The 26,594-nt window shown below is 50.8% G+C and carries 25 protein-coding genes, 8 tRNA genes, 1 rRNA gene and 1 pseudogene (1 of these 35 cut by a window edge); 33 read left to right on the forward strand and 2 right to left on the reverse strand.

Translation table 11 applies throughout. The annotated features are described in order from the left end of the window. The 28 genes from MKY48_RS00685 to trxB form a co-directional block, all read left to right on the forward strand. Window positions 1–1,511, forward strand: a 23S ribosomal RNA gene (locus MKY48_RS00685); it begins 1,418 nt to the left of the window's first position. Between the two features lie 81 nt (window positions 1,512–1,592). Further along, window positions 1,593–1,684: transfer RNA gene (locus tag MKY48_RS00690), tRNA-Ser, on the forward strand. Window positions 1,685–1,716: 32 nt separating this feature from the next. After that, window positions 1,717–1,793 (forward strand) — tRNA-Met (locus MKY48_RS00695). 9 nt (window positions 1,794–1,802) lie between these two features. Next, window positions 1,803–1,878 (forward strand) — tRNA-Val (locus MKY48_RS00700). A gap of 26 nt (window positions 1,879–1,904) precedes the next feature. After that, window positions 1,905–1,980 (forward strand) — tRNA-Thr (locus MKY48_RS00705). Between the two features lie 13 nt (window positions 1,981–1,993). Then, a tRNA-Asp gene (locus MKY48_RS00710) sits at window positions 1,994–2,070 on the forward strand. A gap of 93 nt (window positions 2,071–2,163) precedes the next feature. Continuing rightward, window positions 2,164–2,236, forward strand: a tRNA-Phe gene (locus MKY48_RS00715). 12 nt (window positions 2,237–2,248) lie between these two features. Further along, window positions 2,249–2,334 (forward strand) — tRNA-Tyr (locus MKY48_RS00720). A gap of 8 nt (window positions 2,335–2,342) precedes the next feature. After that, a tRNA-Lys gene (locus MKY48_RS00725) sits at window positions 2,343–2,415 on the forward strand. 151 nt (window positions 2,416–2,566) lie between these two features. Then, on the forward strand, window positions 2,567–3,781 hold the full coding sequence (locus MKY48_RS00730; RefSeq protein ID WP_339269298.1) for a helix-turn-helix domain-containing protein: 1,215 nt from the start codon (window positions 2,567–2,569) through the stop codon (window positions 3,779–3,781). A 108-nt stretch (window positions 3,782–3,889) separates the two neighbouring features. Further along, complete coding sequence (ugpC, locus tag MKY48_RS00735) at window positions 3,890–5,014, forward strand: sn-glycerol-3-phosphate ABC transporter ATP-binding protein UgpC (RefSeq protein ID WP_076326126.1); 1,125 nt, start codon at window positions 3,890–3,892, stop codon at window positions 5,012–5,014. Window positions 5,015–5,554: 540 nt separating this feature from the next. Beyond that, window positions 5,555–6,493, forward strand: a complete 939-nt coding sequence (gene hprK, locus MKY48_RS00740) for an HPr(Ser) kinase/phosphatase (protein ID WP_076326127.1) — start codon at window positions 5,555–5,557, stop codon at window positions 6,491–6,493. Between the two features lie 20 nt (window positions 6,494–6,513). Next, window positions 6,514–7,647 (forward strand): prolipoprotein diacylglyceryl transferase, encoded by a 1,134-nt coding sequence (gene lgt / locus MKY48_RS00745; protein ID WP_339269301.1) that lies wholly within the window; start codon window positions 6,514–6,516, stop codon window positions 7,645–7,647. 7 nt (window positions 7,648–7,654) lie between these two features. Next, on the forward strand, window positions 7,655–8,305 hold the full coding sequence (ppaX, locus tag MKY48_RS00750; RefSeq protein ID WP_339269303.1) for a pyrophosphatase PpaX: 651 nt from the start codon (window positions 7,655–7,657) through the stop codon (window positions 8,303–8,305). A gap of 13 nt (window positions 8,306–8,318) precedes the next feature. Beyond that, window positions 8,319–8,825: an acyltransferase gene (locus tag MKY48_RS00755; RefSeq protein WP_076326130.1), complete on the forward strand. Its 507-nt coding sequence runs from the start codon at window positions 8,319–8,321 to the stop codon at window positions 8,823–8,825. Between the two features lie 180 nt (window positions 8,826–9,005). Next, on the forward strand, window positions 9,006–10,232 hold the full coding sequence (locus MKY48_RS00760) for an acyltransferase (protein ID WP_339269305.1): 1,227 nt from the start codon (window positions 9,006–9,008) through the stop codon (window positions 10,230–10,232). A 342-nt stretch (window positions 10,233–10,574) separates the two neighbouring features. Continuing rightward, window positions 10,575–11,768 (forward strand): ATP phosphoribosyltransferase regulatory subunit, encoded by a 1,194-nt coding sequence (locus MKY48_RS00765; protein WP_339269307.1) that lies wholly within the window; start codon window positions 10,575–10,577, stop codon window positions 11,766–11,768. A gap of 53 nt (window positions 11,769–11,821) precedes the next feature. Then, the gene (gene hisG, locus MKY48_RS00770) at window positions 11,822–12,469 is read left to right on the forward strand and encodes an ATP phosphoribosyltransferase (RefSeq protein WP_076326133.1); all 648 of its coding nucleotides are present in this window, start codon (window positions 11,822–11,824) and stop codon (window positions 12,467–12,469) included. 123 nt (window positions 12,470–12,592) lie between these two features. Beyond that, complete coding sequence (gene hisD / locus MKY48_RS00775; RefSeq protein ID WP_339293459.1) at window positions 12,593–13,876, forward strand: histidinol dehydrogenase; 1,284 nt, start codon at window positions 12,593–12,595, stop codon at window positions 13,874–13,876. 61 nt (window positions 13,877–13,937) lie between these two features. Continuing rightward, window positions 13,938–14,543 carry an imidazoleglycerol-phosphate dehydratase HisB gene (gene hisB / locus MKY48_RS00780; protein WP_076326198.1) on the forward strand — a complete coding sequence of 202 codons (606 nt, stop codon included), beginning with the start codon at window positions 13,938–13,940 and terminating at the stop codon, window positions 14,541–14,543. 3 nt (window positions 14,544–14,546) lie between these two features. Next, window positions 14,547–15,155: an imidazole glycerol phosphate synthase subunit HisH gene (gene hisH, locus MKY48_RS00785; protein WP_076326134.1), complete on the forward strand. Its 609-nt coding sequence runs from the start codon at window positions 14,547–14,549 to the stop codon at window positions 15,153–15,155. A gap of 42 nt (window positions 15,156–15,197) precedes the next feature. Then, the gene (gene hisA / locus MKY48_RS00790; protein ID WP_339269310.1) at window positions 15,198–15,929 is read left to right on the forward strand and encodes a 1-(5-phosphoribosyl)-5-[(5-phosphoribosylamino)methylideneamino]imidazole-4-carboxamide isomerase; all 732 of its coding nucleotides are present in this window, start codon (window positions 15,198–15,200) and stop codon (window positions 15,927–15,929) included. Window positions 15,930–15,996: 67 nt separating this feature from the next. After that, window positions 15,997–16,755 (forward strand): imidazole glycerol phosphate synthase subunit HisF, encoded by a 759-nt coding sequence (gene hisF / locus MKY48_RS00795; RefSeq protein WP_076326136.1) that lies wholly within the window; start codon window positions 15,997–15,999, stop codon window positions 16,753–16,755. Beyond that, window positions 16,752–17,453 carry a bifunctional phosphoribosyl-AMP cyclohydrolase/phosphoribosyl-ATP diphosphatase HisIE gene (gene hisIE / locus MKY48_RS00800; protein WP_076326137.1) on the forward strand — a complete coding sequence of 234 codons (702 nt, stop codon included), beginning with the start codon at window positions 16,752–16,754 and terminating at the stop codon, window positions 17,451–17,453. Before hisF ends, hisIE begins: the two co-directional genes overlap by 4 nt. 11 nt (window positions 17,454–17,464) lie before the next feature. Beyond that, complete coding sequence (gene hisJ, locus MKY48_RS00805) at window positions 17,465–18,304, forward strand: histidinol-phosphatase HisJ (protein ID WP_339269313.1); 840 nt, start codon at window positions 17,465–17,467, stop codon at window positions 18,302–18,304. Window positions 18,305–18,474: 170 nt separating this feature from the next. Beyond that, window positions 18,475–19,425, forward strand: a complete 951-nt coding sequence (locus MKY48_RS00810) for a ribose-phosphate pyrophosphokinase (protein WP_076326139.1) — start codon at window positions 18,475–18,477, stop codon at window positions 19,423–19,425. A gap of 143 nt (window positions 19,426–19,568) precedes the next feature. Then, window positions 19,569–21,251, forward strand: a complete 1,683-nt coding sequence (locus MKY48_RS00815; RefSeq protein WP_179090737.1) for a tetratricopeptide repeat protein — start codon at window positions 19,569–19,571, stop codon at window positions 21,249–21,251. 111 nt (window positions 21,252–21,362) lie between these two features. Then, entirely contained in the window at window positions 21,363–22,316 is a 954-nt protein-coding gene (gene trxB / locus MKY48_RS00820) for a thioredoxin-disulfide reductase (RefSeq protein ID WP_076326141.1), read from the forward strand. Between the two features lie 126 nt (window positions 22,317–22,442). On the opposite strand, the pseudogene MKY48_RS00825 reads toward trxB, so the two are convergent. Together MKY48_RS00825 and MKY48_RS00830 are read right to left on the reverse strand one after the other, a co-directional pair. Further along, window positions 22,443–22,559: pseudogene (locus MKY48_RS00825) on the reverse strand (spore coat protein); the annotation flags it as partial. A 41-nt stretch (window positions 22,560–22,600) separates the two neighbouring features. Then, complete coding sequence (locus MKY48_RS00830; RefSeq protein ID WP_339269315.1) at window positions 22,601–23,053, reverse strand: GNAT family N-acetyltransferase; 453 nt, start codon at window positions 23,051–23,053, stop codon at window positions 22,601–22,603. 181 nt (window positions 23,054–23,234) lie between these two features. Here MKY48_RS00830 and MKY48_RS00835 point away from each other — a divergent pair, with 181 nt between their 5' ends. The 5 genes from MKY48_RS00835 to MKY48_RS00855 all read left to right on the forward strand — a co-directional run bounded on the left by MKY48_RS00835 (window position 23,235) and on the right by MKY48_RS00855 (window position 26,566). Continuing rightward, on the forward strand, window positions 23,235–24,053 hold the full coding sequence (locus MKY48_RS00835; protein WP_339269317.1) for a helix-turn-helix domain-containing protein: 819 nt from the start codon (window positions 23,235–23,237) through the stop codon (window positions 24,051–24,053). 119 nt (window positions 24,054–24,172) lie between these two features. Continuing rightward, window positions 24,173–24,511, forward strand: a complete 339-nt coding sequence (locus tag MKY48_RS00840; RefSeq protein WP_339269318.1) for a DUF2642 domain-containing protein — start codon at window positions 24,173–24,175, stop codon at window positions 24,509–24,511. A 169-nt stretch (window positions 24,512–24,680) separates the two neighbouring features. Continuing rightward, on the forward strand, window positions 24,681–25,457 hold the full coding sequence (locus tag MKY48_RS00845) for an aminoglycoside 3'-phosphotransferase (protein WP_339292098.1): 777 nt from the start codon (window positions 24,681–24,683) through the stop codon (window positions 25,455–25,457). A 13-nt stretch (window positions 25,458–25,470) separates the two neighbouring features. Next, window positions 25,471–25,971, forward strand: a complete 501-nt coding sequence (locus tag MKY48_RS00850) for a GNAT family N-acetyltransferase (RefSeq protein ID WP_339292099.1) — start codon at window positions 25,471–25,473, stop codon at window positions 25,969–25,971. Between the two features lie 43 nt (window positions 25,972–26,014). Next, on the forward strand, window positions 26,015–26,566 hold the full coding sequence (locus tag MKY48_RS00855) for a GNAT family N-acetyltransferase (RefSeq protein WP_339269324.1): 552 nt from the start codon (window positions 26,015–26,017) through the stop codon (window positions 26,564–26,566). The last annotated feature ends 28 nt before the right edge of the window (window positions 26,567–26,594 follow it).

Here is a 26,594-nt window from a genome sequence, read left to right on the forward strand (position 1 = left end):
TCGAAGGACAACAGGTTGAAATTCCTGTACCACCGTAAACCGTTATGAACGATGGGGTGACGCAGGAGGGTAGTGACGCGGACTGATGGATGTCCGTCCAAGCAGTGAGGCTGATGTGTAGGCAAATCCGCACATCGATAAGGCTGGGCTGTGATGGGGAGTGAAAATTATAGTAGCGAAGGTCATGATCTCACACTGCCAAGAAAAGCCTCTAGTCAGGTGAAGGTGCCCGTACCGCAAACCGACACAGGTAGGCGAGAAGAGAATTCTAAGGCGCGCGGAAGAACTCTCGTTAAGGAACTCGGCAAAATGACCCCGTAACTTCGGGAGAAGGGGTGCCTCGGTAGGGTGAATAGCCCGAGGGGGCCGCAGTGAAAAGGCCCAAGCGACTGTTTAGCAAAAACACAGGTCTGTGCGAAGCCGTAAGGCGAAGTATACGGGCTGACGCCTGCCCGGTGCTGGAAGGTTAAGGGGAGCGGTTAGGGAGTAATCCCGAAGCTGTGAACCGAAGCCCCAGTAAACGGCGGCCGTAACTATAACGGTCCTAAGGTAGCGAAATTCCTTGTCAGGTAAATTCTGACCCGCACGAATGGCGTAACGACTTGGGCGCTGTCTCAACGAGAGATCCGGTGAAATTTTAATACCTGTGAAGATGCAGGTTACCCGCGACAAGACGGAAAGACCCCATGGAGCTTTACTGCAGCTTGATATTGGATTTGGGTACGATCTGTACAGGATAGGTGGGAGCCTTTGAAGCATGAGCGCCAGCTTGTGTGGAGGCGACGTTGGGATACCACCCTGATCGTATCTAGGTTCTAACCTGGTACCGTAATCCGGTACGGGGACAGTGTCAGGCGGGCAGTTTGACTGGGGCGGTCGCCTCCTAAAGAGTAACGGAGGCGCCCCAAGGTTCCCTCAGAATGGTTGGAAATCATTCGAAGAGTGCAAAGGCATAAGGGAGCTTGACTGCGAGACCTACAAGTCGAGCAGGGACGAAAGTCGGGCTTAGTGATCCGGTGGTACCGCATGGAAGGGCCATCGCTCAACGGATAAAAGCTACCCTGGGGATAACAGGCTTATCTCCCCCAAGAGTCCACATCGACGGGGAGGTTTGGCACCTCGATGTCGGCTCATCGCATCCTGGGGCTGAAGTAGGTCCCAAGGGTTGGGCTGTTCGCCCATTAAAGCGGTACGCGAGCTGGGTTCAGAACGTCGTGAGACAGTTCGGTCCCTATCTGTCGTGGGCGTAGGAAATTTGAGAGGAGCTGTCCTTAGTACGAGAGGACCGGGATGGACGTACCGCTGGTGCACCAGTTGTTCCGCCAGGAGCATGGCTGGGTAGCTACGTACGGAAGGGATAAGCGCTGAAAGCATCTAAGCGTGAAGCCCCCCTCAAGATGAGATTTCCCAATTCGTAAGACCCCTTGAAGACCACGAGGTAGATAGGTTGGAGGTGGAAGTGCAGCAATGCATGGAGCTGACCAATACTAATCGGTCGAGGGCTTATCCAAAACATATTTCAATGTGTTGCAAATTCGTTTCGTATCTAGTTTTCAGGGAATCAATCTCTGTAACTGCATACAAGTTATGATGGAGAGATACCCAAGTGGCTATAAGGGGACCCTCTGCTAAGGGGTTAGACTGCGTAAGCGGTGCGAGGGTTCGAATCCCTCTCTCTCCGCCATTTGAATAACTTGAACGCAAATAGGTTTATATGGCGGTGTAGCTCAGCTGGCTAGAGCGTACGGTTCATACCCGTGAGGTCGGGGGTTCGATCCCCTCCGCCGCTACCATACATACCTGGAGGCTTAGCTCAGCTGGGAGAGCATCTGCCTTACAAGCAGAGGGTCGGGGGTTCGAACCCCTCAGCCTCCACCATGTACTTATTTTTATTACCTTACCATGCCGGTGTAGCTCAATTGGTAGAGCAACTGACTTGTAATCAGTAGGTTGGGGGTTCAAGTCCTCTCGCCGGCACCATCTTTAATAATGTGGAACTGTGGTGTAGAGGCCTAACATGCCTGCCTGTCACGCAGGAGATCGCGGGTTCGAATCCCGTCAGTTCCGCCATTATTAATCTTAAGGAATAAAAATGGTCGGTTTTCCACAGATTAAAGTGGGCAGGATTGCATTCCGCACTTTATTTTTATGTCATTTATGTAAGGCTCGGTAGCTCAGTCGGTAGAGCAGAGGACTGAAAATCCTCGTGTCGGCGGTTCGATTCCGTCCCGAGCCACCTTTATATCCTGGAGGATTAGCGAAGTGGCCAAACGCAGCAGACTGTAAATCTGTTCTCGTCCGAGTTCGGTGGTTCGAATCCATCATCCTCCACCAGTAAATAAGAGCCATTAGCTCAGTTGGTAGAGCACCTGACTTTTAATCAGGGTGTCGAAGGTTCGAGTCCTTCATGGCTCATCCGAAGAGTCGTCAACGTTGTTGACGGCTCTTTTTGTGTTGTTTTTAAGCAGTTTTTCTCCAATGTAACTGGACTTAGAGAGAAGGCATTGTCGCTTGCACTGGGTGTTATGCTAAAATAAGAAAAAACGATAAAGTGGTGGAGTCATCAATGGTGGAGATGGAGCACATCGTTCAGAAACTAGAGCAGACCTTGGGTACCTCACTCGGTTTAAAAACATTGAATGCTCAGGAAGCAGCATGGTTAACAAAACTAATAGCGACCTCACCGCCATTCGGTGATCGGATGGGTCATGAGGAAAGAGCCCAGGGGACTAGTAGCCGTGAAGAAAACAGAACCTCACACCAATCACGAAGGGTTCACGGCGCCTATGTGCACAAGGACCTTGGTGAGATTTGGATTCCTGTGAATCAACAGGATCCTAGTCGGGTAATTGTAGCGAATCAGAGTGCTTTGACGGAGTCCGAGATTGGGCTTATAACTCTACTATTGTCGAGCCTTCAGGATACGACACCAGGGGTAGTGTCCAAGAGTGCCGGTAAGGTTGAAGAAGAACGACGCGCCCAACAGTTGGGTGGTTGGTTAAAGGAACGCCTGCAAGCCGGTGAACTGCTTGCTGAATTACCAGAGGAAATGTGGATTCGGACAAGCTTGACGGAGGACATGGTTCCCTTTCTTCTTATTCATGAGAGCGAGCACGCCCCTACTCCAAGTTATAAGGCACTGCATCGGTTATTGCGCAGCTATTTTGGCGGGGACATCATTCTGGTGCCACTGCTTGATAAGGAATGGATTATCCTAGCGAACCAGGAATTGCTGGACGGTATAACGACGGATGATAAAGATGATGCTTCGGTGGAAGGCGATCAAGATTTACTCTCCTTATTCTGCATGGGGCTCTACGAGCTGATTTCAACGGAATGGGTGGGGGATTTCCATATCTCGGCGATACCGGCAGTTAATGCCCTGCATGCTCTGCCACAGACCGTTAGCATGTTAAGAGAGACCATGACCATCGGCCGTACATTCCAGGTAAAGGAACATATCCATCTGTCGACCGGGCTTCATCTGGAGCGCCTGGTCTATAGCATTCCCGAGTACCAACGCAATCAATTTCTGCGAGAGTACGCTGCCGGACATACCGATTTATTCGAGGATAGTGAGACCTTGTCAACGCTGGAGTCTTTTTTCGAATTGGATTGTAACGTGAGCGAGACGGCCAAGCACCTATATATTCACCGTAACACGCTGCTATACCGCCTGGATAAGATCAAACAGGAGACGGGGCTTGATGTTCGCAGCTTCAGTGATGCGGTTTTAGTGAAAATAACGCTTCTATTGTATAAAGTGACGAAAAGGAAATAGGTTTTTTGTGCAGATTGTGTATAGCAAGTCAGGTGCCTATGGGGTAATATAAGATTATAAATTAATTGTATTCGATTTCATAACATTCATATGAGGGGGCAAATGCACATGGCTGGTGTACGCTTAGAGCATATTTACAAAAAGTATGCAGGTGCGGATAAAGCAACTGTAATTGACGTTAATTTGGATATTAAAGATAAAGAATTCTTGGTACTGGTAGGTCCTTCCGGTTGCGGTAAGTCCACGACACTGCGTATGATCGCAGGTCTTGAGGAAATTTCTGAGGGTAAACTTTACATTGGCGACCGCGTTGTTAACGATGTAGCACCTAAAGATCGTGACATCGCGATGGTATTCCAATCCTACGCCTTGTATCCACATATGAACGTATATCAGAACATGGCATTCGGTTTGAAACTCCGTAAAGTGAAGAAAGACGAAATCGATAAACGTGTACGTGAAGCAGCAAAAATCCTGGATATCGAGCATTTGCTCGAGCGTAAACCAAAGGCTCTGTCCGGTGGTCAGCGTCAGCGTGTTGCCTTGGGTCGTGCGATTGTCCGTGATCCACAAGTCTTCTTGATGGATGAGCCACTTTCCAACTTGGATGCGAAACTCCGCGGTCAGATGCGTGCCGAAATTACAAAGCTGGTTAAGCGCCTTGAAACCACTTGTATCTATGTAACGCATGACCAAACAGAAGCTATGACGATGGGTGACCGTATCGTTGTTATGCAAGACGGCATTATTCAACAAGCGGATTCCCCAGAGCAACTGTACAACAATCCGAACAACCTGTTCGTTGCTGGTTTCATCGGTTCCCCAACCATGAACTTCATCAACGGTAAATTGTCCGAGCAAAACGGTGGCGTATACTTCACTTCCCAGGGCTTGAACGTTCAAGTACCAGGTGGTAAAGCGCAATTGCTCAAAAACAAATCCATGATTGGCAAAGAAGTAATCATGGGTGTTCGTCCGGAAGATATTCATGAAGAGCCCGTCTTCCTGGAAGCTTCCCCGAACACAATCTTCACTGCAAAAGTTGACGTAACCGAGAACCTTGGTCACGAAATGCTCTTGTACCTGAGCGGCTTGGGCACCGATACGGTTATCGGCCGTGTAGACGGGCGTTCGACTACTCGCGAAAGCGACAATGTGAAATTGGCACTCGACATGAACAAAGTTCATATCTTTGATAAAGAGTCTGAATTGAACGTATTGCTCGAAGACTAATCTTCAGCAATCGGGATCTCTTGAAAACCGCCCTCTCAAGGGGCGGTTTTTTTAGGAGAAAAATACATAAATCCAGGTAGTATTCACTCCTAGAGAGGGTTTAAGGTGTTTCTCGCAGAAGGTAGTAGATGCATTCAAAGGAATAGCAGATATATAAAGCAGTAAACCCAGATACTGGAGAAGAATGGAGTTTATAATGCCTTTCGTGATAAAACATTACATTTATATTATTCAAGTTATAGTACGTAATCGTAGTGTCGGTTCACCCCAATATAAGCCTAATGTCGCGATTGAATAGCCGGTTAGAATTGCATTCATTGGTTTTTTTCGATAAGATAAGCACAAAGCAAGGCATACATAAGTATGGGACATACGGGATGTTGAAGCATATTTCATGTGAATTGCCAGATCGCTGATAAGGCTTATACAGATTATCTACTTTAGATAATATCGAATATGGAATATATCATCCAATACGGGCCGCGTACATGACGGTTGCGTTGTGATGTCAACATACAATGGAAGAAGAGGGGTAAGACCATGGCCAAGAAAGTGAAGGTATCCGAGCTGGTCCAGCAGTTTCAGCTGGAGGTCATCGCAGGTGAGGAAGGCTTAAAACGTCAGATTACAACGGACGATCTGAATCGCCCGGGATTGGAAATGGCCGGTTATTTTGAATACCATCCGCGGGAACGGGTCCAGCTACTGGGCCGCACGGAGTTGGCTTTCTTCGGAATGCTGAAGCCGGAAGAGCGTAAAGAGCGGATGCGCAGCCTGTGTACGGAAGAAACACCTTGCATTGTAGTTACTCGTTCCTTGGAAGTGCCGGAGGAACTGGTGGAACTCGGGAACGAAAGAGGTTTGCCTGTACTGCGCAGCAGTATGGCGACAACCATTCTGACAAGCCGATTCACAAGCTTCCTGGAGCGTAAACTTGCACCAACTACAACCATCCACGGGGTATTGTGCGATGTTTATGGCGTGGGGATGCTGATCACAGGTTCAAGCGGTATCGGGAAGAGTGAGACGGCATTGGAGCTCGTCAAACGCGGACACCGGTTGATTGCGGATGATGCGGTGGAGATACGTCAGACATCGGATTTTCAGCTTCACGGAACGGCGCCGGAGTTGATTCGCCATCTTCTGGAGATTCGCGGAGTTGGTATTATTAATGTCATGACGTTATTCGGTGCAGGAGCCGTTCGGAACAATAAACGGATTACGCTTGTTGTTCGATTGGAAGCTTGGCAGCAGGATAAACAGTATGATCGTCTGGGATTAGATGAAGAAACAACACGAATTATTGAGACAGACATCCCTCTGGTCACCATTCCGGTTCGTCCAGGACGTAACCTTGCGGTTATTATTGAGGTAGCAGCTATGAACTACAGATTGAAACAAATGGGACTGAATGCTGCGCTGCAGTTTACGAACAAACTGACAGCTACGATCGCTGAAGATATGGACGATTTGGACTAGGACTAGGGAGGTTATAAAAGATGCAAACATTGCTCATCGATCCGGTGGCGTTCTCCATCGGATCGCTGCGTGTTCATTGGTATGGCTTGATTTTGGGGTTGGGAGCTTTAGCGGGGCTGTTACTGGCCATTCGCGAGGGGAAGCGTTTTGGCATTCCGCAGGAATTTTTTATGGATTTGCTCTTGCTTGGTGTTCCTTCCGCAATCATTGGTGCGCGTATTTATTATGTAGCTTTTAAATGGGAAGATTATAAAGACAACTTCCTGGATGTGTTCAAAATATGGAACGGCGGGATTGCCATATTCGGTGCCCTTATTGGTGCCATTATCTGTGCGTTAATCTTTGTTCGCCGGAAAGGCTATTCATTCTGGCGGATTGCCGATATCTGCGCTCCGTCCCTGTTGGCTGGTCAGATCATTGGACGCTGGGGGAACTTCGTTAACCAGGAGGCCTATGGCGGTCCTGTAAGTGAATCCTTTTTACGCGGACAGCTGCACCTGCCTGATTTCATCGTGAATCAAATGAATGTACAAGGTGTATTCCATCATCCTACCTTCTTATATGAATCGCTATGGAACTTGGTGGGTATTGTCATATTGCTTATCCTCCGCAGACAGAAATTCCTGCGCGCAGGCGAACTCTTCATCGGATATTTCATCTGGTATTCCATCGGCCGATTCTTCATTGAAGCGGTGCGTACGGACAGCTTGGCGTTCCAAGGCGCAACCGGACTTGCCGACTTCATTAACAATACGCTGTGGGCACCGATGACTTGGATGGGCTTTGAACTGGGCCATCTGGATCCGGCTTACGGCAATATTCGGATTTCTCAGCTGCTGTCGGTGTTCTTCGTCATTGCAGGCATCGTATTGATCGTTGTACGCCGCGTAACAGGCCGCGCCAATGTGCGTTATTTGGACCCCATCGTGTCAACGAAGATCGGAGCAGGGCCAACGCCTGAAGCTGACCTTCAGACGGATAAAGCCGTGAAGTCATCTGCGCAGGCACCTGTTAAGCAGGATAAACTGGCAGCAGATCCAGTAGAGAAGGATGATACAAGCTCTCTAATCCAAACCCAGGAGACGGAAGTCAAATCGTCCCGAGTAGAAGATACTCCGGCAATAAAACCAGATACGGAGGACAAAAAGGAGTAGTTGCAGCATGATAGAAACCGTACTGTTTGATTTAGACGGAACCATTATTGATACGAATGAATTGATTATCTCGTCGTTTCTGCATGTCTTCGAGGCTCAAGCACCGGGACCGTTAACCAGGGAGCAGATCATTCCACATATGGGAACCACGCTGGAACAGCAGCTGCAGGCTTTCTCGGGAGGCGTTGAGGATGTTAGTCCGTTTGTCAAAGCCTACCGTTCCTTCAACACGCTTCATCATGATGAGATGGTTAGACCGTTCCCTCATGTAAATGAGGTCGTGGAGCGCCTTCATCGTCACGGGCTTTCGCTTGGGATTGTAACAACTAAGATTCGTCCTTCTACGATGATGACTTTGGAAAAGTACGATCTCGAGCGATTCATGTCGACGATTGTTACGGTGAACGACGTCGAGCATCCGAAACCGCATCCTGAGCCCGTTCTGACAGCAATTGAGCGGCTGGGCGCCAATCCGGCTACGACATTGATGATCGGGGACAGTCCGGTCGACATTCAGTCCGCCAAGGCGGCGGGTGTGAAGGCCGCAGCTGTAGCTTGGTCCCTGAAGGGTGAGCAGAAGCTGATGGAGTATGGTCCGGATTATGTTTTAAAGGATATGAAAGACCTGTATGAAATCGTAGGACTTCAAGAGGAATAGGAGTTTTGGCAGCATGGCCAGAAAGGTTACCCGTTATCCTGTAGAAGGGCCCAACGCGCTATGGCAAATCTACCGCACCGTGAGCCCGTTTAAGGGCGTCAAGAACTTCATCTTTATCCAGTTGGCCCGCTATTGCCCTATCCTGCCCTTGAAGAACTGGATATACCGCCATATGCTCGGGATGAAGGTGGGAAGACATACTGCGTTTGGATTGATGGTCATGGTGGATGTGTTTTTTCCGGAGAAAATATCTATCGGCGAGAATTCGGTGATCGGCTACAATACAACGATTCTTGCCCATGAGTATCTAATAAAGGAATATCGTCTGGGTGAAGTGCGGATCGGGGAGAATGTGCTCATCGGCGCGAACACCACGATTTTGCCTGGCGTAACGATCGGAGATGGAGCGGTTGTTGCTGCAGGGTCTGTCGTACATAAAGATGTGGCACCGGGTGTTTTTGTAGGCGGCAATCCATTGCGAGAGCTGAAGAGGACATCGACGGAAAGTGAGTCAATTTGAGGTAATGTGACAAGTTAGGTTCTCAAGCTACCTGAATTATTGTAGAATGAGTATAGGATAACATGACACAAAGCGATTCCATAGTCCCCGGGGTATGATGGCCTTGAGGGACTTTTTTGCCCGCCCATCCCTTTTCATTGACTCTATGAAAATACTTGAATCAAGGAGGCGACGCCTGACATGAGTGCAACGCTGAACAAGAAGGAAAGGCTGCCGCAGCTCGATATTTATCGTGCGCTGGCCATCCTGGGCGTGCTTCACGTTCATGCGACTTCATTTGCAACAGTGGATGCGATTGATTCGCGATTCTATTATATTATTAATTTTTTGAATATTTTCTTTAAATACGGTACACCCTCGTTTATATTCCTAAGCAGCTTCGTGCTGTTCTATAACTATGCGGACCGGCCGCTGACCAAAGATCTAATCAAAAACTTCTACAAACGGCGGCTCTTGTACATTTTGCTGCCTTATGTGTTGTTCTCGATCATCTATTTCTTTGTGCGGATGTATCAGAACGGGCTGCTCAACAGCTCATTTGATCTATGGGCACAGATGCCTCTTTTCTTTGAACGTTTAATTCGGGGGCAGAACTATACGCACTTATATTTTGTATTTATCAGTTTGCAGTTCTATATCTTGTTCCCGATCTTCCTTAAGCTGTTCAAATCGTCACGGTTTCTCGTACGGTGGGCGGTTCCCATCGGGTTCCTGCTTCAATGGGGCTTTATCATATGGAATAAATACGAGCTGCACTACACGTTTAAAGGAAGCCTGGCCATCTCGTATTTAGCCTATTATATGCTGGGTGCTTATCTGGCGATGAATTACGACAAATTCAAGGGCTGGCTTACGTCATCCTGGAAAAAGCAGACTTCAGGTCAAAGAGCAGGTACGGTCGTGTTATGGGCCGGTTGGCTTGCGATGGCACTGACACATGTGCAGATTTGGTACAATCAGAGATTGCACGGTGCCAAATACGACTCCCTGTTGTACGAGCTGTTATGGAATCTGCACACGGTTTTCTCCGCGATTGTGCTGATGCAGCTGGCCAGCTGGCTGTATAACAGCGGTTGGAAACTCATCGTGAAGGTGCTGACGCGGATTGGCGAGTTGTCCTTCGCGATCTATCTGGTGCATCCGCTCTGGCTGTTCCTATACCGGGAGTACGATCTCAAGCTGAATCCGGTAACCGATGATTATCTCATCTGGATTTATGGTGGCATGGTTACTGCGCTGATTGTCAGTGCACTGGTGGTACAAACGGTGTTCCGGTGGATTCCAGGCTCCTGGATGCTGCTTGGCAGCGTTCCGCGATCATTGAAGCCATCATCCAAAGCACCGAAAGCACCAACGCAGAGAAAAGATACCGTTACAGGCGACAGCAAAAAATCGGTGGATCTATAACCATAGCAGGCATACTTTTTTCTTATTTATCATTATGAAGCAAAGCCGTCCGGCAATCGGACGGTTTTTTTGTATTATGCGTGGCTCTGGACATAGCAGAGATTCACCCCTAGATAAGCAAGCCACTCCAGCATGTTCTTGTGTTACAATTATACCCAGAAGTTAAGCAGATTCTTTGGCGGCTAAGGCGGATTACAACGGAGAACGATACATAGCAGGACGCATTTATGATGCATTGACGATCAGGCAGGGTTCATGGTAATATAGCCAATATCCTTTAATTTATTAGCAAGGTACTACTTTACCATAGTAAAGACTTTTCTGAATTTGAGGTGGAGCGTCATGTCTAAACCGAAAGGCTTCGAAAAACCGGCAGGTGTTCGTGATTACCTCCCTCATGCGGTCACCAAGCTGCGCCGGATTGAACGTGAAGTGCTGGCATGTATGGACCGCTGGGGATACCGGCAGATTATGACACCAACGATGGAATATTACGATACGGTAGGCGTGGCAAGCTCTACGTCGGACCAAAAACTGTTTAAATTATTGAATAAGCGCGGAACGACGATGGTGCTGCGGTCCGATCTGACTGCTCCCATAGCACGGGTTATGTCGTCGCTGCTGAAGGATGAGCCATTACCGGTGCGTTTGTCTTACCATGCGAATGTGTTTCGCGCAATCGAAGAAGAGGCGGGCCGGGAGGCTGAATTCTTCCAGACGGGTGTAGAGCTTGTAGGCGACGATACGCCGGAGGCTGATGCTGAAGTGATTGCACTGGCCATCGAGTCTCTGAAGGCGGCAGGCGTGGAGAAATTCAAAATCGCGATGGGGCATATGGGTTACCTTAATGGCCTGCTCCAGGAGGTGCTGCCTGAGCGGACGGAGGATCAAGAGAGCCTAAAGCAGGACCTGCTAAACCGCGACTATGTCGGATACCGAAATACCATTGCCAGTCTGCGGCTTACGGAGACACAGCAGGATCAGCTGGAAGGAATCCTGAAGCTGCGCGGGGGGCGGGAGATTGCCGGGCAGGCACTTGAGATTAGCAGCAATGATCTCGCAAGAGCTTCTATTGAGCACCTGTGCAGAGTATGGGAGGTGCTGGAGGCATACGACGTCTCCAGGCATGTTCTGTTTGATCTGACGATGCTCGGAGACTTCTCCTATTACACCGGCATGACGTTTGAAGGCTATGCTGCTGAGCTAGGTTCACCCGTTGCGAGCGGCGGTCGTTATGACAAGCTGCTGCAGCAGTTTGGCCGTGCCGTTCCGGCAACCGGCTTTGCGCTTAAGACCAATCGCATATTGGATGGGGTGCAGGGAGAAGAGATTACGGAGGAGCTGCCCGTTCTGATCCGTTACACGGCTTCCTATCGCAAAGAAGGTTTGGCGAAAGCGTCAGAATTGCGGGCACAGGGTCATACCGTCATCACCTCGATTATGCCGGACTCGGCGAATGTCCGAGATGAGGGGGTACCCGTTGTATCCGGCAGTTTGCTTAATAGAGGCTATCGGGAGATCATTACCCTTCGATAGAACGCTGATATATCACTCTATTTTATTTAGGTTAAGGTCAGGAGGAGTTGAACGTGGCGGAAACGTTGAAAGTAGCGATGCCCAAAGGGCGTATATATAAAAAAGCATCCGCGCTGTTTCGTTCAGCCGGACTTCCGATTCCCCTCGATGTGGATGAGACGCGCAAGCTGGTCATTCCCTTGCCGGAGGCAGGAATGGAATTTATTCTGGCGAAGCCGGTGGATGTGCCGACTTATGTGGAATACGGTGTCGCGGATATCGGAATCGTTGGCAAAGATGTGCTGATGGAAGAGAACAAAGACGTCTATGAGCTGCTCGATCTCGGTATCGCAAGGTGCCGGATGTCGGTTATCGGCTTACCGGACTGGAAGCCGGGCATACGTCAGCGGGTTGCCACCAAATATCCGAATGTAGCTTCGCAGTATTTCCGTGAACAAGGCCAGCAGGTTGAAGTTGTTAAGCTGAACGGTTCCATCGAGCTTGCACCGCTTATCGGCTTAGCCGACCGGATCGTGGATATGGTGGAAACGGGCCAAACGCTCAAGGAGAACGGACTTATAGAGATGACCAGCATTTTTGAAATTACAAGTCGCCTGATTGCCAATCGCGTCAGCTATCGGATGAAGAATGATGAAATTCAGGCATTGTGTGATCGGCTGCAAATGGTCATTATGTCTGAGGGAGCGAATATACAGCGCTAAGAAACGAAGTATAAACAAAGATGAGCATGGATAGATCGGACATATAGATTGTCGATTCGTAAGAAACGCTATGCATGTATGAGGTCAAATGTGATGCAAGCAGCGGGATTGGGGGAGATGAAGGTGAAGGTTGTATCAGCACGGGACTTTCAGCTGAAACGGGAAAATGATTATGGCACACCAGAGCAGAATGAAGTCGTGAAGGCGATTGTGCGGGATATTCGGTCTGAAGGAGATGTTGCCTTATTGCGGCATACCGAGCAATTGGACCGCGTCCGTCTTAAGGCAGATCAGCTTCGCGTAACGGATGAAGAGCTCCAGGAGGCTTATCATCATGTGGAGTCTTCGTTCGTGAAGGCGATTCAGGCCGCGGCGAATAATATTCGCGCTTTCCATGTGAAGCAGAAGCGTAATTCCTGGATGGATCTTCAAGCCGACGGCAGCATCTTGGGACAGATCATTCGTCCGTTGAAGCGTGTGGGTGTATATGTGCCCGGCGGGAAGGCAGCCTATCCTTCGTCCGTGCTGATGAACGTCATCCCGGCGCAGGTGGCAGGCGTGCCCGAGATTGTCATGGTCACCCCCCCGGCTACCGGCGGGAAGGATGGGATTAATCCCTATATCCTGGTCGCCGCAGCCGAGGCTGGCGTTACGGAGATCTACCGCGTAGGAGGAGCTCAGGCGATTGCGGCGTTGGCCTACGGTACGGAGAGCATCTCCCCCGTTGATAAAATCTGCGGTCCCGGCAATATTTACGTTGCGCTGGCCAAGCGAGAAGTGTACGGGGCGGTCAATATTGACAGCCTGGCCGGTCCGAGCGAGATTGCGGTATTGGCCGATGACAGCGCAGATGCTTCGTATATTGCGGCGGATTTGCTCTCCCAAGCAGAGCATGACGAGATGGCATCCGCCATTCTCGTGACGCCTTCACGCAAGCTGGGCGAGGCCGTTGCCACTGAAGTGCAGCGGCAGCTTGAACTTCTGCCGCGGCGTGACATCGCCCGCGCCTCCGTGGACACTTACGGCGCGGTGATCATCACGGAATCCCTTAGAGAAGGGATTGAAGTTATTAACCGTTTGGCGCCGGAGCATCTGGAAATCGTGACGGAGGAGCCGATGGCGATTGTGGGCCAGATCGAGAACGCGGGTGCGATCTTCCTCGGGCCATATAGCTCAGAGCCGGTAGGTGATTATTTTGCAGGACCGAATCATATCATCCCGACGAATGGGACGGCTCGGTTCGCCTCGCCGGTTGATCTGGACGATTTCATTAAGAAATCAAGCTTGATCTACTACAGCAAGGAAGCCCTGCTGCGCGATGGCGAGCAGATTATGGAGCTGGCTCGGCGCGAAGGGCTTGAAGGCCATGCCCGGGCGATCGAGATTCGGCTTGAACAGGAGCATTAAGCATCAAAGAGGAACATGAATGATTCGTTCATACTAGATACGTTTAGAGGAGGCAATCAACGTGAGCAGTTTGGATGCAGCAGCAAGATCAGCCGGCGTGAGCCGTAAAACCAATGAGACCGATATTGCCCTGGATTTCAATGTCGATGGAACCGGGATCTCGGAATTGGAAACCGATGTGCCGTTTCTGAATCATATGCTTGATTTGTTTACGAAGCATGGGCAATTTGATCTTCGCGTCAAGGCGAAGGGAGATATCGAGATCGATGACCACCACACGGTGGAGGATATCGGGATTTGCCTGGGGCAGACGTTCCGCGAGGCGCTGGGCGATAAAAAAGGGATTAAGCGGTACGCCAGCGTGTTTGTACCGATGGATGAGGCGCTTGCTCAAGTCGTTGTAGATATCAGCAACCGTCCGCATTTTGAGTATCGGGCCGAGTATCCTTCGCAGCAGGTAGGCTCTTTTGATACTGAGCTTGTCCATGAATTTCTGTGGAAGTTGGCGCTGGAGGCGCGGATCACGCTGCATGTCATCGTTCATTACGGACACAATACCCACCATATGGTTGAAGCGGTATTTAAGGCGCTCGGCCGTGCATTGGATGAGGCGACTACCGTGGATCCGCGGGTGACCGGCGTGCCATCCACGAAGGGAGTGCTCTAATCGATGGCGATTGCAATCGTGGATTACGGCATGGGCAATCTGCACAGCGTCAGCAAAGCAGTGGAGCGGCTTGGATATAAGCCGCTCGTCACCGGGGAGCGAGAGGAGATTCTGGCGGCGGATGGCATCATTCTGCCTGGGGTCGGCGCGTTCGGCGATGCTATGGAGCAGCTGCGCGAAACCTCGCTGGACTCGGTCATGAAGGAAGCAGCGGAATCGGGGAAGCCGCTGCTGGGGATTTGCCTCGGCATGCAGCTCCTGTTCAGCCGGAGCGAGGAGCATGGCAAGTTTGAAGGGTTGGATATTTTGCCCGGATCGGTTGTACGGTTTACGGGTGGTGACTACAAGGTGCCGCATATGGGCTGGAATTCATTGCAGTTCGAGAAGCGGGAGCATCCGCTGTTTGCGGGACTTGAGGAAGGTCATGTGTATTTTGTCCACTCGTATCATGTTCTTCCTGAGGTTCAGGCTGACTTGCTGGCGGTTACCGATTACGGTCAGCCAGTGACAGCCATCGTGGGCCGCGATTCGGTGTATGGCATGCAGTTCCATCCCGAGAAGAGCGGGGAGCTTGGGATGAGCCTGCTTCGCAATTTCTTGGCTTTAACGTAATGTAAGGTGATCAAATAGACCAGAAGGAAAGTGGGAATGGGGATGTCCTCTTTTATCATATATCCGGCGATCGATATTCGCGGCGGCAAATGCGTCAGGCTCGTGCAAGGCGATTATAATCAAGAAACGGTATACAATGACAATCCGCTCGAGGTAGCCAAATCGTGGGAAGAGCAGGGCGGCACCTTTATTCATCTCGTGGATTTGGACGGAGCGAAGACAGGCCATCCGGTGAATGACGATATCATCGGGAAGATCGCAGCAAGCGTTCAGGTTCCGGTTCAGGTAGGCGGAGGTTTGCGCACGCTGGCGGATGTGGAGCGGCTGCTGTCGCTTGGCGTCAGCCGGGTTATCATCGGTACGGCAGCGATTGAAGATCGTGTCTTTACGGAAGAGGTGCTGGGCAAGTACGGGGATAAGGTGGCCATTGGGATCGACGCGCGCAACGGATACGTCGCAACTAGGGGCTGGTTGGAAACGTCGGAGGTTCAAGCCGAGGTGTTGGCTAAGGAGCTGGCAGCCAAAGGAGCGGAAACCTTTATCTTTACCGATATTTCCCGGGACGGGATGATGCAGGGGCCTAATGTGGAGGGGATTGTCTCGCTGGCGAAAGCCAGCGGCCGCTCGGTCATCGCTTCGGGCGGCGTGACGAAGCTGGACGATTTGCTGGCGCTCAGCGCGCACAGCGGCGAAGGTGTAGGCGGAGCGATCGTAGGCAAGGCGCTGTATACAGGCAATATTGACCTGAACGAGGCAATTACGAGAATCAAATAGGTCTGACTTAGGGTCCGTTCAAATAAGCGGTTGATCGATAGAGTTCATAGGGGAAGAGGGGAAAGGTATGCTGGCAAAACGGATCATACCTTGCCTGGACGTGAAGGACGGCCGGGTGGTGAAGGGTGTAAATTTTGTGAATCTCCGCGATGCGGGCGATCCCGTGGAATTGGCGGCGCTCTATGACCGGGAAGGCGCAGACGAGTTAGTCTTTCTGGATATTTCAGCATCGGTCGAAGGGCGGGCGACGATGGAGGAAGTCGTGCGGAAAACGGCAGGGGAAATTGCCATCCCTTTTACCGTGGGTGGAGGCATTTCGTCCGTTGAGGATATGAAGCGGATTCTGCGGGCAGGCGCGGATAAGATCGGGATGAATACGGCAGCGGTCAAGCAGCCGGAGCTGATCTCAGCCGGGGCACGCAAATTCGGCTCCCAATGCATCGTTGTGGCCATCGATGCCAAGTACAACGAAGCGTGGGGGGAATGGGAAGTATACACGCACGGCGGACGTACGCCTTCCGGCATCAAAGCGCTGGATTGGGTGAAGCAGGCGGAAAGCCTGGGTGCAGGCGAGATTCTGTTGACCAGCATGGATGCGGACGGGACGAAGGATGGGTTCGATCTATCACTTACCTCTGCCGTATCTTCAATGGTGCAGATCCCGGTCATCGCGTCCGGCGGTGCTGGCAAAGAGGATCACTTCTATGACGTGTTCACCACAGGCAAGGCGGATGCGGGTCTTGCCGCAACGATTTTCCATTATAAAGAGATCTCGATTCCTCATCTGAAGTTGCATCTTAGTCAAAAAGGAGTGGATATACGATGAGCGAAGATATGTTGAAGGATTTATCCCTGGAGCAGGTCAGCGAGCATATCCGTTGGGATGCCTCGGGCCTGGTGCCGGCGATTGTACAGGATGCACAGAGCAAGCAGGTGCTGATGATGGCTTATATGAATCGGGAGTCTCTTCGCTTGACGCTGGAAAGCGGCGAAACTTGGTTCTGGAGCCGTTCGCGCGAGGAGCTGTGGCATAAGGGGGCAACTTCCGGGAACGTCCAGACGGTCGTATCCATGACGTACGACTGTGATGGAGACACCCTCTTGCTGCTGGTGGATCCGAAGGGACCTGCTTGTCATACCGGACAAACAACCTGCTTCTACAATGAGATTACGGTTCAGGGGCAGAAGAGCGGGACTGCGAATAACCGTGCAGCTGCAGAGAGCGGGCGGTTTGCGGTTCTTGCCGAGCTGGAAGAAGTCATTGCCCAGCGTGAAGTGGAGCGGCCTGAAGGGGCTTATACGACTTACCTCTTTGATAAAGGGGTAGACAAAATTCTGAAGAAGGTGGGCGAAGAAGCTTCGGAAACGATCATCGCCGCCAAAAATAAAGACAACGCCGAGCTTAAGCTTGAAATCAGCGATCTGATCTATCACCTACTGGTACTTCTCCAGGAGCGCAAGCTCCCACTGGATGAGATCATGGATGAGCTGAGTCGCCGCCACGAACGGCCACGCCGCGATTAGGAGGTCTACCGATGCATATTGATTACCATACCCACCATGCCCGGTGCGGACATGCCGAGGGGCAGCTGGAGGAGTATGTACGGCGCGCCATTGAACTCGGGATGGATCAATTGGGCTTGTCGGATCATATGCCTTTGATTCACGTCAACCCGGAAACCTATTATCCGGAAATGGCCATGCCGATGGACGAGCTGCCGCGTTACGTGGAAGAGTGCCTGCAGCTGAAGGAACGCTACAAAGGACAGATTGACATTCGGATCGGTCTCGAAGGCGATTATATCGAGGGATACGAAGAACAGATTGAGCGGATTGTGAAGGACTATCCGTGGGATTATGTTATCGGCTCCGTACACTTTCTGGGTGAGTGGGATATTACGGATTACCGTCAGACCCAAGGCTGGGAGGACAAGGATCCGCTTGAGGTTTATCAGCAATATTATGATGCAGTGCAGAAAGCCGCCGCGACCGGCTTCTATGATATCATGGGCCATCTGGACGTGATCAAGCGGTTCGGTTATGGACCAGGCCCCGAACAGAAGCCGGACGTGATCGCTCTGGAACAAGCCGCGCTTGCGGCTGTGGCCCAAAGCGGGAAAGCCATGGAGCTGAATGCCTCCGGATTATCAAAGGCCTGTGAGGAAATGTTTCCGAGCCGCCGCATGCTGGAGGAAGCGATTAAGCTTGGCGTTCCGTTGACTTTAGGGTCGGATGCCCATCAGCCGAGGAAGCTGGGCGAGCATCTGGACCAGGCCAGAACACTGCTATCGGAGCTTGGCGTTCGGGAGATCGCGACCTTCCGTAACCGGAAGCGGGAGATGGTGCTTTTGAATGTTGAGGGAAACAATGTATAATAAAGATAAGCACTAATTGCAAACAGGTTTATTGCAGACGGCTGTTTTCTACTTCTAGAGACCCTTCTTCGAAGAGGTTGATGGAGGCGGGAACGGCCTGATTTGACGATAACGCTTTCAACGAGATCGTTGCATCAGCCATTATCAACCACTCTCGTCAGGAGGTCCTCATGTATCGTTCATTACGATTGTTCGCCGGAACTTCCAATCCGGCGCTTGCTGCAAATATCAGTAAGCAGTTGGGAGTTGAACCGGGAAAGATCAAGATTTCCCGCTTTCAGAGTGGCGAAGTTTATGTGCACTTTGAAGAGAGCATCCGCAATTGCGATGTTTTTCTGCTGCAGTCCTTTTCTCACCCTATCAATGAAATGTTCGTAGAGCTGCTGGTGATGATTGATGCCGCGAAGCGTGCTTCCGCCAGAACGATCAATATCATTGTGCCTTATTACGGTTATGCCAGACAGGAACGAAAGGCAGCACCGCGTGAGCCGATTTCGGCCAAAATGGTAGCCGATGTGCTGACCACAGCCGGGGCCAACCGCGTGATAACGATTGATCTGCATGCCCCTGCTATTCAGGGTTTCTTCAATATACCGGTGGATCATCTGACTGCGCTCGATCTGATTACGGAATATTTGAAGACCAAGAAAATTGAGAACCCGGTCATCGTATCCCCCGATGCCGGGCGGGCGAAGACAGCCGAGAAACTTGCGAGCCGCCTAGGATCGCCGTTTGCCATGATGATCAAGCAGCGTCCTGCCCATAACGAAGCCGTTATCACCCATGTCATTGGGGACGTGGCGGGGCGTACGCCGATTATTATCGAGGACTTGATTGATACAGGAACCACCATCGTACAAGTGGTCGAAGGTCTGAAGGAACGGGGAGCTAATGATGCCATTGTTTGTGCAACCCATGGGCTCTTCTCCGGTGAAGCACTAAGCCGTCTGGACCATGCTCATATCGAGGAAATCGTGGTCACAGACTCCATCGTGCTCCCGGATCATCACTGCAAGATGCGGCTTAAGGTGTTGTCTGTTGCGCCCATGTTGGCCCAGGCAACCCACATTATTACCGAGGGCGGCTCGATCGCCACTTTATTCAAAGACGCCGGTGTGTAAACTGGTGTCTTTTTTCTGCAAATGACGTTGAAACTTGTGTTATACTGTTGTGGATAGAGGAGCAAGTTAAAGGAGGTGCCTTGCTTTTCGTGAATGGTTATCCATATGGGTCAAGTGACCCCCACAATGTTATATCTATCGAGATGAATGCCAATTTCTTCTTCGATCGCGCGGTTCGTTCGCTTGATCGTTTCCAATATGACAGGGCTCTGAAATATTTTCGCAAAGCTGTTGAATATGAACCGGATAATCCGGTGAATCATTGCAATATGGCGGGTATATTATCAGAGACGGGAGATTATAAAGCTTCCAACGATGTGCTGGCTCACATTTTGGAGCAAGTTGACCCGTTGATGACGGAGTGCTACTTCTACATGGCGAACAATTACGCCAATATGGAACAGTTCGAGCAGGCGGAAGAAGCGCTTGTTACTTATCTGGAGGAAGACCCCAGTGGTCAGTTTCTGGATGAGGCCGAGGAGATGATGGAGCTGCTTCATTATGAGCTGAATCGTCCTGCCAAGCTGAACCGGATCAAGAGTCGTGAAGGCGTGGTTGAGCATGAGCATGCCCGGGCACTGCTTGAGGAAGGAAAATTCGCACAAGCGGTCAAGCTGTTGGAGGAAATCGTCAAGGATTATCCGGATTTTCTGGCTGCGCGCAACAATCTGGCTTTGGCCTATTATTATATGGGGCGCTTTGATACTGCGAAGCGTACCATTGGCGAGGTGTTGGATCAGGAACCAGGCAATCTGCACGGTTTATGCAATCTGGCTATCTTCTTTCAGCATGAAGGAAATCAGGAGCAGCGTGACCGATTGATGGACATGCTAACGGTGACGGTTCCTTTTCATCAGGAGCATGTGTTTAAGCTGGCGACAACGATGGGAATACTGGGGCAGCACGAAATTGCCTACGGTCATTTTCGCCGGTTGTTGAAGGAAGAGGAGTTTAGCGGAGATCCTAGTCTGTATCATTATACGGCCGTTGCGGCATGCAACAGCGGTTATTATGACAGGGCCGAGAAATATTGGCGGCAAGCATTGAAGCTGGACGGAGATTCGGTGATTCCGAATTTCTATCTGGCGCAGCTGCAGAAGCGTAAAGAGACCGGTACGGACCAGATGAAGGTGAGTTACCACTATCACCTTCCGTTTGAAGAGCAGTTCAAACGCTGGGAGCATGACGGCGACAAATTGACGGAGGAAGCGAAACAGAATCCGCTGATTCGTTCTTCGTTCTTCTGGGCGCTCCGGCATGGCGATCCCCATACCAAGCTGCAGGTGATCCGGACGCTGGAATTGATTGCCGATGAAGAGGTGCAGCATGCGTTGCAATCGTTCCTACAGGAACCGGGAGAGGATGCGGAGCTGAAAGATGCCGCCCGCCTGGTACTCCAGCAGATGGAGGCCGCAAGCAATCGGCTGAAGGAACGCCGCGACGATCGCGATCTATCCAGTAGCAAGACCCGTGAGGTGCTGCCGGATTGGCTGCCTTCCTGGAAGGCGGTGCTGGAGAAGGCAGAGCAGACCATGGACATGCGGGTAGACCCTTTTTGGAAAAAAGAGATGGAGAATCTCTGGTCCGAGTTCCTGAGCCGGCTGTACCCTGATATTCCGAACATTCGGAATGTGGAGGGCTGGGCAGCGGCATTGGAATATCTGACGGCCAAGAAGCGTGGACGAACCCTAACCTATGAACAGGTGGCTGTCCGTTACGGTATTTCGCCATCAACGGTGAGTCGTTACGCACGTCAAATGGATAGCGTATGTGAAACGAAAGCACAGCCGGATGATAATTTCCGGCCATTTACGGAAAACATTTAAGTAAGAACCCATATTCGGATACTTAGGAGACCTTGGTACATGAAGATTCCATAAGTCCTGAATAGGATGTAACACGTAACAGAAATCGACACCTTAAAGGAGGCCGTATCTATGTACAAATCAATCGTAATCGGAACAGGACCTGCCGGATTGACGGCAGCCATCTACTTGGCACGCGCGAACTTGAAGCCGCTCGTTATCGAGGGAATGCAGCCGGGCGGTCAGCTTACGACAACGACGGAGGTTGAGAACTTCCCTGGATTTCCGCAAGGAATCATGGGTCCCGAGCTGATGGATAATATGCGTCAACAAGCGGAGCGCTTCGGTGCAGAGTTCAAGAGTGCCTGGGTCGAATCCGTTGATTTCTCCGAGCGTCCGTTCAAGGTGAATGTCGAGGGCATGGGCGAGCTTCTGGCTGAGTCCGTTATTATATCGACGGGAGCTTCCGCGAAGTATCTCGGAATTCCGGGAGAGCAGGAGAACGTTGGTCGCGGCGTAAGTACATGCGCCACATGCGACGGGTTCTTCTTCCGCGGGAAAAAGATCATTGTCATCGGCGGCGGCGACTCCGCGATGGAGGAAGCCAGCTTCTTGACGCGTTTTGCTTCCAGCGTAACGGTAGTGAACCGCCGGACCGAGCTGCGTGCATCCAAGATCATGCAGGATCGTGCACGTGAGAATGAGAAGATCCAGTGGGCTCTGGACCGTACGCCGGTTGAGGTGGTTACCAGCGAAACCGGTGTTAAAGGCCTGAAGGTCCGCAACAACGAGACCGGAGAAGACGAACTGATTGAAGCGGAAGGCGTATTCGTGGCTATCGGCCATACACCGAACACGGGCTTCCTTGGCAATCAGATTACGACCGATCCGACTGGTTACATCCTGGTTAAACCGGGAACGACGGAGACGAACATTCCGGGCGTATTCGCTTGCGGCGATGTCCAGGATACCCGTTACCGCCAAGCTATTACGGCTGCAGGCACAGGCTGTATGGCCGCTATGGACTGCGAGAAATATCTCGAGGGTCATATGGTGCATGACTGGAGCGAAACGCTGAATAAATAATCCCCGATTTTTTGAGGGATGATATGTAAAATAGAAAAAGCCTCTGGGCTATACGGCTGACGGTTTTGCGAGACTATCTCGTAAAAACCTGTGCTTGTGTAGCCCGGGGCTTTTTTTGCTGGGAGGTTACAGGCTCAATGCCTTGTTGGCATTGTTCATATCATTCTCCAGCAGCTGCTCCAAATTGTAAGACGGATACAGACCGCGTACATACATGAAATAGAAGATCTTCCCGTGCAGCTCTCACCGGATGGAGGAAGGGTGCATCTGCCCAGCCCCGAGCCTTATAAATCTTGCGCCAACCGCACCATGTCACGCAGTCGCATGCCGTTCTCATAGATTTCCTCATCATAATGGCGAACAAAAAAGTCCCGATCGATGCTTGTCATCCGAAATCCGCATTTCTGATACAGCGCCAGCTGCGCCACGCCAGTGCTTCCTGTGCCCACTTCAATTGTTGCATATCCGAGTTCCCGTGCCTGCCCGATGGCATGATTCACAAGCTGTTTGCCATAGCCCTGGCCGTGCAGATTCTCTCTTACCGCAACGTTAACCAGCTCGATCGTATCGGGCCTTGTAGGCAGCAGGACGTAGACCCCGATCTGATGCGAGTCCTCTTCAGCCACATAGCAATGACCGCGCTTTACATAGTCATCAACCAGCCTTAACGATGGATCCGCAAGCAGCAGCAGGTCCATAGGGGGTTTTTCATGAGTATTCAGCTTTCTAATGTTCACGAGCGTTCTCCTTATATCTATAGTGATTTTAAAACAGGTTTATTGTAACATGCCTGGGCACGGAATTCCTGGATTTGGATGATTTCAACTGACGGTTGAATTCTTCCGGGATTCAAAAACCAGGTTATTGTATGCCTTACGCAACGCCCCTACAATGAAGTTATATAGGAGCGTGATCCATATGAGAGACATGTTAGCCAAAAATATTAATCGTTACCGCAAAGAAAGGGGGCTCACCCAGGAGGGATTGGCTCACAAACTGGGCGTTACCTTCCAGGCGGTATCCAAATGGGAAACGGGACAGACCATGCCCGATATCGCGCTGCTTCCGGAGCTGTCCCGGCTGCTGAACGTCAGCATCGATAAGTTGTTTGGTTATTCTGGGGCGGGCAAGCCAATCAGCATATATGAAGAGGAGTACAAAACACCGGAGTACTATTGGGGCACGGAGCCGAACGCGGCCTGTTACCAGGTGCTTGAAATGATCCCGCCCACAAGAAGGGTAAAGCTGCTGGATATCGGGTGCGGGGAAGGGAAGGATGCCGTGTTTTTTGCCCGTAACGGCTATGAGGTCACAGCATTCGACATATCGGATGCGGGGATCGAGAAAACGAAGCGATTGGCTGATAACATCGGAGTACACGTGAATGTATTCAAGGCGGATATTTCGGACTACCGTCTAGACTCGGAGTTTGACGTGTTGTATTCCAGCGGCGTTCTGCATTATATCAGACCCGAATATCGTGAAGAGATCTTTACTAATTATAAAAAATTCACGTCGGCAGGGGGATTTCATTGCCTGAATGTGTTCGTACAAAAGCCGTTCATAACGCCTCCTCCCGAGGATGAGCCGTACGCTTACGACTGGAAATCCGGGGAGCTTATGATGCATTATCACGATTGGTTGATTCACAGCTGCCCGGAGGTCATTTTTGATTGCAATTCGTCAGGTATACCGCACCGGCATGCGATGAGTAAGTTGATTGCACAGAAGGCGTAAAGGAAAGCGAGTTAGGCTGCTTTCTAACTTTTTCGTACAAATATGAGGATGGTTAACATAGCGGCCCCTTCCCAAACATACATAAGGGTGTAGATTAATATTGGCATGGGAGGTTTTTCATGAACAACCATAACCATTTTGGTTATCCAGCGCCGCCTGCGGGTTATGCACCGGGTTACTATGCTTATCCCCCGCCCCAACCGATACCACTGTATTACGCGCCTCGTACCTCGGCAATTCCGCAGCCAGCCCATTACGCAACGTTGGTTGAACCGGTATTTATTGAACATCTGCTCCGGCATAAAGGAGCCAAGGTAGTCATCGTGACTACCGCGGGGAAAGTCGATGGGATTTTGTCCGCAGTTGCGGTGGACCATCTCCAATTGACGGTTGGGGATAATAAGGCACTGCACATTCGTCTGGCCGAGGTGGTGTACTTCGAGGGAGTTCCGTTCTGATAAATAGGTGGGCAAAAATAGTTTAAATAAAAAATTACCGGCTGGAAGGGAAGGATTAGGCCAGCAAATCGCCAATTCATACAGTACAGATCCGAAGGCGTTCCGATGGGGACGTCTTTATTCTATTGAACTGAGACCGACCGATTGGACGGGTCGGTATGGAGGAACGATGAAAAAAGTACGCATTCCATTCGACATAAAAACGCTGCCTGTTAGCTTGCAGCCCTATATCCAGACAGCTGCCGTCTATGACAGCAGCTCCTCGGAACAGGCTAAAACCCTGTACATCGAGGGAGCGAACCAACCGATGTTTTTGAAGATAACGAAACGAGATGAACTTAAGAGAGAAGGGTTGATGTCGGATTATTTACACGGAAAAGGCCTGGCTCCCAAGGTGCTGGCCTATGAGCAGCATGGCGATAACGATTACCTGCTGACCGTCGCCCTGCAAGGGGATGATGGGGTGTCCAGGGGACATCTGGAAGATCCGAAGAGACTGGCTGCCGTGTTCGGGGAGAGTTTGCGTTATCTCCATTCTATATCTGCTGCCGATTGTCCCTTTCCGAATCGAACAGCTGAACTTGTCCAGGAGTATCAGGAAGGCATCATGAACAAAATGGGAGATATCAAAGGGTTTCCGGGCGGAAGAGAACAGGCTCTATTATGCCTTGAGAAGCTGCAGGGAACGGCTGATCATGATGTGCTGCTCCACGGCGATTATTGTCTGCCGAATTTGATTATGAGAGATTTCCAGCTTGAAGGTTTTATCGATCTGGGTTATGGCGGGATCGGAGACCTTCATTACGACCTCTATTGGGGAATTTGGACGCTTCGATATAACCTGGGAAGCGATGACTACCAGGATATTTTTCTCGACCATTACGGCCGCAACGATTTTGATCCGGAGAGATTGGCGCTATGGACCGCATTGACGGATAGTATCTAGGGTGGGAAGGAAGATGCACATGAATTTATACCATATTCGAGTCGCTGGCCGGGAGGATGAATCCTTTTTGCGGGAGATGCTGTATGAGTCTCTGTATGTGCCCGAGGGAGAGGAGCCTTTTAGCCGAGACATACTCGAAGAGCCGTTCATGAAAAAATACGTGGACGACTGGGGGCGAGCGGGCGATTTAGGCTATATTGCCGTGAATGCCACAGGGAAGCCGATAGGCTCGATTACGATCCGTCATTTTGATGAAGAGAACAAAGGGTTCGGTTATGTGAGTGATGACATTCCCGAGCTGGGCATGGCGCTGCTGCCGGAATCCCGCAGGCAAGGGCTTGGAACGGCCCTGATGAAGGAATTGTTCAGAGGAATGAAGGAGCAGGGGATTCAGAAGGTATCGTTAAGCGTCGCTCCCGAGAACACGGCCGCTATGAAATTATATGAGCGTTTCGGATTTCAGGAGGTAGGCGTAAGCGGAACATCTATCACGATGGTTGCGGATGTAATCTGAAACACGAGAATTGGTGATTTAATAATGAAGATGGGGGATCACGATGCTGGTGTACGGGGCTGGACCGATTACGGTTCGTGAGCTGGAGGAGAAAGATGAATTATCTTTAGTTTCTTGGTTGTCGAATCCGGATGTGCTGCAGTATTATGAGGGACGGGATAATCCTCATGACGTGGAGCGGGTGCGGGAGCATTTCTATGTCGATGATGATGAGACCCGCTGTATTATTGAGTATGAGGGGAAACCGATCGGGTATATCCAGTTTTATCTTTTGGATGAGGAGACGTTAGGCGAGTATGGGTATAACGGGAGTGATGCAGACTGCAGAACATTCGCCACGGATCAATTTATCGGGGAGCCGGATTATTGGAATCGAGGCATCGGTACGAGGCTCGTGACTTCCATGGTGGAGTATCTCGTGTTTCAGAGGCAGGCTGACCGGATCGTGATGGACCCGCAGGCTTGGAATGAACGGGCGATTGCTTGTTACGAGAAGTGCGGCTTTCGGAAGATCAGGCTGCTGGAGAAGCATGAACAGCATGAAGGAGAACTGCGGGACTGCTGGATTATTGAGTATCGGGCTGAGCGTAATTAAATATATTTGGATATAGAGGGATGGGCCA

The sequence above is a fragment of the Paenibacillus sp. FSL W8-0187 genome (assembly GCF_037969755.1).
Lineage (GTDB): Bacteria > Bacillota > Bacilli > Paenibacillales > Paenibacillaceae > Paenibacillus_AQ.